This is a genomic window from Cellulosimicrobium sp. GQ32 (assembly GCF_059758455.1).
This window is the reverse complement of the sequence record NZ_JCAXEP010000019.1, coordinates 36534-46104: the sequence shown is the minus strand read 5'-3', so window position 1 is coordinate 46104 and position 9571 is coordinate 36534. Positions and strand designations below refer to the sequence as shown.

The following is a 9571-nucleotide window of genomic DNA, read 5'->3' as shown; positions in this document are numbered from 1 at the left end:
TCCGCGTCGCAGGCGGCTGCCCAGGCGCAGCAGGGTGTCCGCGGGGTCGCGGGGGGCGCGCTCGTCGAGTGGGGGCACGACAGCTCCTCGGGTTCTCTCTGGGGCGGGGACGGCGGACGCGTCGCCGGACGTTCCCGGTCGGGGTCAGGAGGGGTTCGGGGCGCCCGGCCGGGCGTAGTAGTGCCACGTGAGCCACGTGCACAGGGCGAAGAACACGGCGCACCCGACGAAGAACGACCGCGCCGGGACGAGCGACAGGCCGATGCCGACGAGGAACGGGCCGAACGCGGCGATCGAGGCGGTCCAGCCGATCACCCCGCCCGCCTGGCGGCGCGGGAAGATCATCGGCATCTGCTTGAACGTCCCGGCGTTGCCGATGCCCGCGAAGGTGAACACCGCGAGCATCCCGGCGAGGAACCAGCCGAACTGCCCGACGTCGTGCGGGTCGAGGAAGAACAGCGAGAACACGGTCGAGACGGTCATGCCGATCCCGGCGACCAGGGTCCAGACGGCGCCGCCGAACCGGTCGCACAGCGGTCCGAACCCGGCGCGCGCGGCCGACCCGAGCAGCGGGCCGAGGAACGCGTAGCGCAGCGGGTCGGGCGCGTTCTCGAACCCGCCGTACTGCGCGACGACGAGCAGGCCGAGCTGCGCCGCGAAGCCGCTGAACGCCCCGAAGGTCATGAGGTAGATCGCCGTCATGATCCACGTGTGCTTGTTGCCGAAGATGTCGAGCTGCTCGCGGAAGTTCGCGCTCACCGGGACGCGGCGCAGGTAGAGGCCGGCGAGCACCGCCCCGAGCACGGCCCATGGCACGAGCACGAGCCCGGCGTTGTGCAGCCACAGGTGGCTGCCGGTCGCCGTCTGCTGGGGCGTGAGCACCGCCGTGCCCAGGAGGCCGAAGCCGACGACCCACGGCGTGAGGAACTGGATGAGACTCACGCCGAAGTTGCCGATCCCTGCCTGGAGACCGAGCGCCGTCCCCGCCATGCGCTTGGGGAAGAAGTAGCTCGTCGAGGGCATGAAACCCGAGAACGCGCCGCCGCCGATGCCCGCGGCGACCGCGAGGAGCAGGAGCACCGAGTAGGGCGTGCTCGCGTCCCGGACCGCGAACGTCCAGCCGAGCATCGGCAGCAGGATGAGCGTCGCCGTGCCGCCCACGAGCGTGCGGGTGCCGACGACGGGCGGCAGGAACATGTAGACCATGCGGAACAGCCCGCCCGCCAGGCCGGGGACGGCCGTGAGCCAGTAGAGCTGCGCCGTCGTGAGGTCGAAGCCGACGTCGTTGAGCCGGGGCGCGACCGCGCTCACGAGGTACCACGCGCAGAACGCGAGCGTGAGGTTGTACGTCGTGATCCACAGCGTGCGCCACGCGAACCGGCGGTCCCAGCGGGACTCGTCCTCGGGGTCCCACGTCGCCAGGTCCACGGTCGACGGCGTGCGCACCGCCCGCAGCAGCGAGGGGGGCCTGGTGGTGGCTGGGGCGGTCATGTCGTCCTCCCGTCGTCGCAGGTCACGACCACCGTCGTCGTGACGCCGGGTCCGTACCCGGTGCGCCGTCAGCATGACCCGCCGGCCGGGAGCCGCGGCGGGCCGCGGACCGTGAAAAATCAGCTCGCGCGCGAGAGCTGCAGCACGCAGTGGTGCGGCTCGACGAACGGGAGCAGCGCCTCCGCCCGGACGGGGCCCCCGACGCCCGCGAGCACGCCCTGGACGAGGCCGAGGTGGACGGCGCAGACCACGTCCTCGCGGTCGGCGGCGAGCGCGAGGAACGGGCACCGGTAGAGGTGGAACCGCAGCCGGTCCTCCTCGAGCTCGGGGTCGAGCCCGAGCTGGTGCAGGTGGTCGTCGAGCGCGGCGAGCTGGTTCTCGGGCGTGGGCTCGGGCGCGTCGTGGCCGGAGGCGCGGAGCACGTCCACGAGCCGTCGCCCTGCCGCGCGCGCGGTCCCGGTGAGGTCGTCGCCCGTGCCCTGCGCGGCGTCGTACCCTCGGCCGTCGTGGCCGGGCTCGTGGTGCCCGAGCACGGCGCGGGTCAGGGCGGCCCGCACGAGCGACTCGCCGAGGCGGCGCGCCGCGCCGTCGTCCCGGGGCGGGTCCTCGCCCGCGATGGCCTCGTAGAGGATGCGCGGGCGCCCGCGCGTGGTGCGGACCTCCGGGGCGCTGCGCACGAACCCCGCGTCCGCGAGCCGATGGAGATGCTCGCGCGTCGCGCTCGGACACAGCTCCGCCTCGCGCGAGAGGTCGGCGACCGTCATCGGGCCGCGCTCCTGGAGGGCGTGCAGCAGGGTCAGCCGGCTCGACGACGCGAGCGCGCGGTACGTTGTCGACGTGTCCTCGGGCACGTCGCCATCGTGCCCCGGCCCGGCGTCGTCGGACCGGTCCCGGGACGGGTCCGACGCGGATCGGTGACGAAGGTCCCGCGCGCGCGGGCCGTCAGGCCCCGGGGTTGCCCTGGTCGAGCGTCGCGCGCAGGGTCGGCCACGCGTCCGCGAACGCGGGCAGCAGCTCGAGGCCCGCGACGTCGTCGACGGGGACCCACCGGACCTCGACGCTCTCGGCGTCGGTCGCGTGCGCCTCGACCCTCGCGCCGTCCGCGACCTCGGCGAGGACGGTCGTGTAGCGCCACGGGCCGTGGTCGAGCACGCGCTCGCCCACGACGCGCACGTGCGCCGGGTCGATGCCCGCCTCCTCCTGGGCCTCGCGCAGGGCTCCCTGGGCGGGCGTCTCGTCCGGTCCGACGGCGCCGCCCGGCACTCCCCACGTCCCACCCTGGTCGGACCACGGGGCGCGGTGCTGGAGCACGACGTCGGTCAGCCGGCCCGAGCCGTCGCGCCGCGCGAGCAGCAGCCCGGCCGCGCCGAACAACCCCCAGTGCCGCCTGCCGCACTCGCACTCCACCCAGCCGTCGCCCGGCTGCAGGTGGCGGGGGAGCCGCGGGGGCGGCTCGCCGGGGTCACGAGGGGCGGTGGGGATCGTCACGGAAGCCATGCTGCCAGGCCCGTGCGGTGCTCGGCGCACGCGCCCGGAAAAGGGTGACCGCGGTCGCGTCGTCGCCGCGTACGCTGGTCCGCTTGTGAGCAGGCTCGGAGAGATCGTCGCGCCACGGCGCATGGGCACCGGCTTCCGCTGGTTGCTGTCGTCGTCGTGGACCAGCAACGTCGGCGACGGCATCGCCCTGGCGGCGGGTCCCCTGCTGGTCGCGTCCCAGACCGACTCCGCGTTCCTCGTCGCGCTCGCCGCGCTGCTCCAGCGGCTGCCCTGGCTCCTGTTCGGGCTCTGGGCCGGCGCGCTCGCCGACCGCCTCGACCGGCGCGTCGTCGTGATGGTCGCCAACGCCCTCCGCGCGGTGGTCGTGGTCGCCCTGTGCGTCCTCATCGGTACCGGGCACGTGAGCATCGGCGTCGTGCTCGCCGTGATGTTCCTCTACGGCGTCGCCGAGGTGTTCGCGGACTCGGCGTCCCAGACCCTGCTGCCGATGCTCGTCGAGCCGCGCGACCTCGGCACGGGCAACGCGCGCCTCCAGGCGGGGTTCCTCGCCGCGAACCAGCTCCTCGGGCCACCCGTGGGGGCGTTCCTCTTCGCGCTCGGGATGGTCTGGCCCTTCGTGGTCCAGGTCGTGTGCGTGGCGCTCGCCGTCGTGCTCGTGGGACGGATCGCGACCACGCCGGGCGGTGTGCGCGAGGTGCAGACGCACGTCCGCCAGGACATCGCCGAGGGCGTGCGGTGGATCCTCGGGAACGCCCCGGTGCGGACCCTCGCGCTCGTCATCCTCGTCTTCAACGTGACCTGGGCCGCGCCGTGGGGCGTCCTCGTCAAGTACGCGCTCGACCACCTCGACATGGGGGAGGTCGGGTTCGGGCTGCTCACGACGGCGTCGGCCGTCGGCGGCGTCGTGGGCGTCGCGTCGTTCGGGTGGCTCGAGCGGCACGTGCGCCTGTCCACGCTCATGCGCGTGTGCCTCTCGCTCGAGGTGCTCATGCACCTCGCGCTCGCGCTCACCACGACCGGCTGGGTCGCGCTCGCGATCATGGTCGTGTTCGGGGCGTACGCGTTCGTCTGGGGCACGGTGTCCAACACGATCCGTCAGCGCGCCGTGCCGACGGAGTTCCAGGGCCGCGTCGGGTCGGTCTACATGGTCTGCGTGTTCGGCGGCATCGCCGTCGGTCAGGCGCTGGGCGGCCTCCTCGCCGAGGCGTGGGGGATCACCGCGCCGTTCTGGTTCGCGTTCGTCGGCGCAGGCGTCACGCTCGCGCTCGTCTGGCGCCAGCTCGGGCACATCGCCCACGTCGGCGAGGTCCCCGCGGCCGACTGACGGGTCGCCGTCGGCGAATTCCGTGGACCGTGTGGGTGGCGCCCGTCAGGATGTGCGGGTGAGCCATACGCCGTACGAGAACACCGACACCCCCGCCGACCTCTCCGACGGCACGGAGATCGACGCTCCCGTCGACGACACGCTCGCGAAGCCGCGGTGGCGGCGGGACACCGCGATCTTCCTCTCCGGGCAGACGGTCTCGCTCTTCGGCTCGATGCTCGTGCAGTACGCCGTCATGTGGCACCTGACGATCGAGACGAAGTCCGGTGCCGTGCTCGCGCTGAGCACCCTCTTCGGGTTCCTGCCGCAGGCGGTCGTCTCGATCTTCGGCGGCGTGTGGGCGGACCGCGTGAACCGCAAGGCGCTCGTCATCGCCGCGGACGGCACGATCGCCGTGACGACCCTCGCGCTCGCGCTGCTCATGCTCGGCGGCGCGGACGACCTCTGGCTCATCTACGCCGCGCTCGCGATCCGCTCGACGGGCGCCGGTATCCAGACCCCCGCCGTCGCGGCCCTGCTCCCGCAGATCGTCCCGACCAGCAGGCTGCTGCGCGTCAACGGCATCAACCAGTCGATCCAGTCCGCGATGATGCTCCTCGCACCGGCGGTCGCGGCCGCCGTCTACGCCAGCACGTCCATCGTCTCCGTGTTCTTCATCGACGTCGTCACCGCCGTGGTCGGGATCGGGCTGCTCCTGCTCGTCCCCGTCCCGACGCTCGCGCACGCCGCCGCGGGGGAGCGCGCCGGGTACTTCGACGACCTCGTCGAGGGGTTCCGCTACCTCGGCTCCCACCCGTTCGTGCGCTGGGTCCTCGGCCTCTACGCGGTCGTGTTCCTGCTCATCGTCGCGCCGTCGTACCTCACACCGCTCATGGTCGCGCGGACCTTCGGCGAGGAGGTCTGGAAGCTCACCGTGAACGAGGTCGCCTTCTCCGTCGGCATGCTGCTCGGCGGCGTGCTCCTCGCGACCTGGGGCGGGCTCAAGAACCGCATCGCCATGATCGTCGGCTCGACGTTCGTGTTCGGCGTGCTGTCCGTCGCGATGGGCCTCTCCACGAACATGTGGGTCTTCTTCGCCTTCATGTTCCTGCTCGGCCTGTCCGTCCCGCCGTTCTCGACGACCTCCATGACCGTCCTCCAGGAGACCGTCGAGCCCGAGCGTCAGGGCCGCGTCTTCGGCTTCGTCGGCATCGTCATGGCCGTCTCGATGCCGCTCGGCATGGTCGTCTTCGGCCCGCTCGCGGACCGCTTCACCGTCGAGTCGCTCCTCGTCGTCTCCGGGATCCTCATGTTCCTCGTCATCACCGTCGCCGTCGCCCTGCCGTCGGGCCGCCGCGCCATCCGCGCCGCGGCCCAGCACGACTAGCACTCGCCTCGTCGCGGTCGGGGTCGGGTCTACGACCCGCAGGTCGGGTCCGCGGCGGGGTCGGACCGTGTGCTCGGACTGGCGCACCCTCACCCTGGTCTGTCTGGCGGGAGTGCTGGGAGTGCGCCTCTGACGTCCTTCGCACACGGTCCGACCCCACCGCTCGTCCTGCCTGTCGCCCCCCGGCGAGCGGTGCCCGACGGTGGCGGGGCGGGTCAGTCGACGATCTCGCAGATGGCCGTGCCGGAGCTGACGCTCGCGCCGGCGGTGGCGGAGAGCGAACGGACGGTGCCGGCGCGGTGGGCGAGGAGCGGCTGCTCCATCTTCATGGCCTCGAGCACGACGACGAGGTCGCCCTCGGCGACCTGGGTGCCGTCGGCGACGGCGACCTTGACGATCGTGCCCTGCATGGGGGAGGCGAGCGTGGTGCCCGAGGCGCCGCCGTTCGCCTTCGCGGCGCTGCGGCGAGCGGGTCGGCGGGCGGCGTTGGCGGTGCGGGCGCGGCCCGCAGCCATGCCGAGGCCCGCCGGGAGGACGACCTCCAGGCGCTTGCCGCCCACCTCGACGACGACGCGCTCGGTCGCGAGGGGCTCGTCGTCCTCGTCGGCGGAGGCCGCCGGGGCGGGCGCGAGCGCGGCGAGCTCGTCGGCGAACTCGGTCTCGATCCAGCGGGTGTGCACCCGGAACGGCTCGTCGTCCGTGGGGACGAACGCCTCGGCGTCGAGCACGGCGCGGTGGAACGGCACGACGGTCGGGATGCCCTCGACCTCGAGCTCGCGCAGCGCGCGGCGGGCCCGCTGGACGGCCTGCTCGCGGGTGGCGCCCGTGACGATGACCTTGGCGATCATCGAGTCGAACGCGCCGGAGATCGTGTCGCCCTCGGCGACGCCGGAGTCGACGCGCACGCCCGGTCCCGACGGGAAGCGCAGGCGCGTGATGCGGCCGGGGGCGGGGAGGAAGTTCGCGGCCGGGTCCTCGCCGTTGATGCGGAACTCGATCGAGTGGCCGCGCACCTGCGTGGACGTGTACCCGAGCGGCTCGCCGGCGGCGATGCGCAGCTGCTCACGGACGAGGTCGATGCCGGTGACCTCCTCGGACACGGGGTGCTCGACCTGGAGGCGCGTGTTGACCTCGAGGAAGGAGATGGTGCCGTCGGCGCCGACGAGGAACTCGCACGTGCCCGCGCCGACGTAGCCGGCCTCGCGCAGGATCGCCTCGGACGCCTTGTACAGCTCGGCCTCCTGGGCAGCGCTGAGGTAGGGCGCGGGGGCCTCCTCGACGAGCTTCTGGTGGCGGCGCTGCAGGGAGCAGTCGCGCGTCGAGACGACGACGACGGTGCCGTGCTCGTCGGCGAGGCACTGGGTCTCCACGTGCCGAGGCGTGTCGAGGTAGCGCTCGACGAAGCACTCGCCGCGACCGAACGCCGCGGTGGCCTCGCGGACGGCGGACTCGTAGAGCTCGTCGATCTCGTCTGCCGTGCGCGCGACCTTGAGCCCGCGACCGCCGCCGCCGAACGCCGCCTTGATCGCGATGGGCAGGCCGTGCTCGGCGGCGAACGCGTGGACCTCGCTCGCGTCGGCGACCGGGTCGGGCGTGCCGGGGACCAGCGGGGCGCCGGCGCGCTGCGCGATGTGGCGCGCGCTCACCTTGTCGCCGAGCGCGTCGATCGCGGCCGGCGGCGGGCCGATCCAGACGAGGCCCGCGTCCAGCACGGCCTGGGCGAACTCCGCGTTCTCGGCGAGGAAGCCGTACCCGGGGTGCACCGAGTCCGCGCCGGAGCGGCGCGCGACGTCGAGCAGCTTCGCGATGTCGAGGTACGTCTCGGCAGCCCGGGCGCCGCCGAGCGCGAACGCCTCGTCGGCGAGGTGCACGTGCGGCGCCTGCCGGTCGGGGTCGGCGTAGACCGCGACGGACGCGATGCCGGCGTCGGCGCAGGCACGGACGATCCGGACGGCGATCTCGCCACGGTTGGCGACGAGGACCTTGCTCAGGGGGCGGGTGGGGTTCGCGGGCACGGCTCACGGTAACGCGTGCGCGCCGCGCCGATCACGCTCCCGGGCCGGGTGCCGGACAAGATTGGAGAACATGCCAAGGCGCATGCGGGGCGGTTGGAGGAAACCTCCATAGCGGCGCGCTCCTGGGCCTCGCTCCGCCCGTGGGGTTGTCCGGCGCCCACAAGGAGTGCGGAGGAGGGGCCTCGGCCGCCGGATCTCAGGCGCGCAGCTCGTGCCAGGCGACCCCGGCCTCGCCGAGCAGCGCCCGCAGCAGCGGGAGGCTGATCCCGACGACGCCGTGGTGGTCGCCCTCGATGCGCTCGACGTAGGGCCCGCCGAGGCCGTCCACCGTGAACGCGCCCGCGACGTGCAGCGGCTCGCCCGTGGCGACGTACGCGTCGATCTCGTCGTCGGCGAGGTCGGCGAAGTGCACGGTCGTCGAGCTCGTGGCCCCCGTCGCGGTGCCCGTCCCGCCGTCGGGCAGCGCGCGCAGGTCGACGAGCCAGTGGCCGGTGTGCAGGACGCCGGCCCGGCCGCGCATCGCGCGCCAGCGGGCGCGGGCGTCGTCGGCGTCGGCGGGCTTGCCGAGCACCTCGCCGTCGAGCTCGAGCATCGAGTCGCAGCCGACGAGCAGCGCGGGGTCGTCGATCGGCGTGCCGGACGCGTCCTCGGCGAGCGTGCGGACGATCTCCTCCGCCTTCGCGCGGGCCAGGACGAGCACGGCGTCCACGGGGTCGAGCCCGCCGCGCTCGGCGGCAGCCGCGCGCAGGACCGCGTCCTCGTCGACACCCGAGACGCGCACGAGGGGTTCGACGCCGGCCGCGCGCAGCGTCGCGAGGCGGGCGGGGGAGCGGGAGGCGAGCACGAGTCGGAGCACCCGCGCAGACTACCCGGCGGGACCGGACGCGCGACGACCCCGCTACGCGACCAGGAGCGCCGCGACGAGCAGCACCACGGGCGAGCCGATCGTCGTCACGAGGATCGTGTCGCGCGCGAGGATCTCGCCCCGCCCGAAGCGCGCCGCGTAGTTGTAGACGTTCTGGGCGGTCGGCAGCGCGGCGAGCGTGACGGCGGAGGCGACCGCGGCGTCGTCGAGCCCGAGGAGCCGGGCGACGGCGAACGCGACGACGGGCATGACGAGGAGCTTCGCGACGCTCGCGACGCCGACGGCCGCGCGAGGCTCGCCGCGTCGCAGCGGCCGGGTGCCGTGCAGCGACATGCCGAACGCGAGCAGGATCATGGGGATCGCGGCGCCGCCGAGGATGTCGAGGGGTGCCATGACCGCCACCGGCGGCGTCCAGCCCGTCACGGAGACGACGGCGCCCGCGAGCGACCCGAGGATGATCGGGTTGCGCACGGGCTGGGCGAGGACGAACCGCCAGGACAGCCGCCCGCTCGTCGTCGCGTCGAGGACGAGCAGCGCGACGGGCGCGAGCACGAGGAGCTGGAGCAGGATCACCGGCACGACGGCGGTCGCGTCGCCGAGCACGTACACCGCGACGGGCAGGCCGATGTTGTTCGCGTTCACGTAGCCGGAGCCGACGGCCCCGATGGTCACCTCGGGGGCGGGGAGCCGGAGCCACAGCCGGTCGACGAGCACGAACACGCCCGCGGTGACGACGGCCGCCGTCGCCGCGACCGCGAGCGGCGCCTGGAGGAGCGCGCCGACGTCGGCCCGTGCGAGGACGGTGAAGAGCAGCGCGGGGCTCGCGACGAAGAACCCGATGCGGTTGAGCGCCGTCCTGGCGTCGGGACCGCCGATGCCCAGGCGCGCGGTGACGTACCCGGCCGCGACGACCACGGCGATGATGGCGAAACCGGTGAGGACGGCGCCCACGTGTCAGGTCCCCGGGGCGGGACCGACGCCGGTCGGCCCGGGCCGGCGCGAGGCCGTCCCGG

At 73.9% G+C, this 9571-nt stretch carries 8 protein-coding genes; 2 read left to right on the top strand and 6 right to left on the bottom strand.

Annotated elements, in window-relative coordinates:
• Positions 1-144: 144 nt before the first annotated feature.
• The 3 genes from AC6CH9_RS20550 to AC6CH9_RS20540 form a co-directional block, all read right to left on the bottom strand.
• Positions 145-1491 carry an MFS transporter gene (locus AC6CH9_RS20550; protein ID WP_498156554.1) on the bottom strand — a complete coding sequence of 449 codons (1347 nt, stop codon included), beginning with the start codon at positions 1489-1491 and terminating at the stop codon, positions 145-147.
• 119 nt (positions 1492-1610) lie between these two features.
• Positions 1611-2342: a helix-turn-helix transcriptional regulator gene (locus tag AC6CH9_RS20545; RefSeq protein ID WP_498156553.1), complete on the bottom strand. Its 732-nt coding sequence runs from the start codon at positions 2340-2342 to the stop codon at positions 1611-1613.
• A 91-nt stretch (positions 2343-2433) separates the two neighbouring features.
• Positions 2434-2988, bottom strand: a complete 555-nt coding sequence (locus tag AC6CH9_RS20540) for an NUDIX hydrolase (RefSeq protein WP_498156552.1) — start codon at positions 2986-2988, stop codon at positions 2434-2436.
• A 121-nt stretch (positions 2989-3109) separates the two neighbouring features.
• Here AC6CH9_RS20540 and AC6CH9_RS20535 point away from each other — a divergent pair, with 121 nt between their 5' ends.
• Both AC6CH9_RS20535 and AC6CH9_RS20530 read left to right on the top strand, forming a co-directional pair.
• Entirely contained in the window at positions 3110-4312 is a 1203-nt protein-coding gene (locus AC6CH9_RS20535) for an MFS transporter (protein WP_498156559.1), read from the top strand.
• Between the two features lie 58 nt (positions 4313-4370).
• Positions 4371-5678, top strand: coding sequence for an MFS transporter (locus AC6CH9_RS20530; RefSeq protein WP_498156551.1), 1308 nt, complete (start codon positions 4371-4373; stop codon positions 5676-5678).
• A 215-nt stretch (positions 5679-5893) separates the two neighbouring features.
• Here AC6CH9_RS20530 and AC6CH9_RS20525 read toward each other — a convergent pair whose 3' ends face one another.
• From AC6CH9_RS20525 to AC6CH9_RS20515, 3 genes are all read right to left on the bottom strand, one after another.
• Entirely contained in the window at positions 5894-7693 is a 1800-nt protein-coding gene (locus AC6CH9_RS20525) for an acetyl/propionyl/methylcrotonyl-CoA carboxylase subunit alpha (protein WP_498156550.1), read from the bottom strand.
• Between the two features lie 196 nt (positions 7694-7889).
• On the bottom strand, positions 7890-8549 hold the full coding sequence (locus AC6CH9_RS20520; protein WP_498156549.1) for a Maf family protein: 660 nt from the start codon (positions 8547-8549) through the stop codon (positions 7890-7892).
• Between the two features lie 42 nt (positions 8550-8591).
• Positions 8592-9509, bottom strand: coding sequence for an AEC family transporter (locus AC6CH9_RS20515; RefSeq protein ID WP_498156548.1), 918 nt, complete (start codon positions 9507-9509; stop codon positions 8592-8594).
• Between the last annotated feature and the right edge of the window lie 62 nt (positions 9510-9571).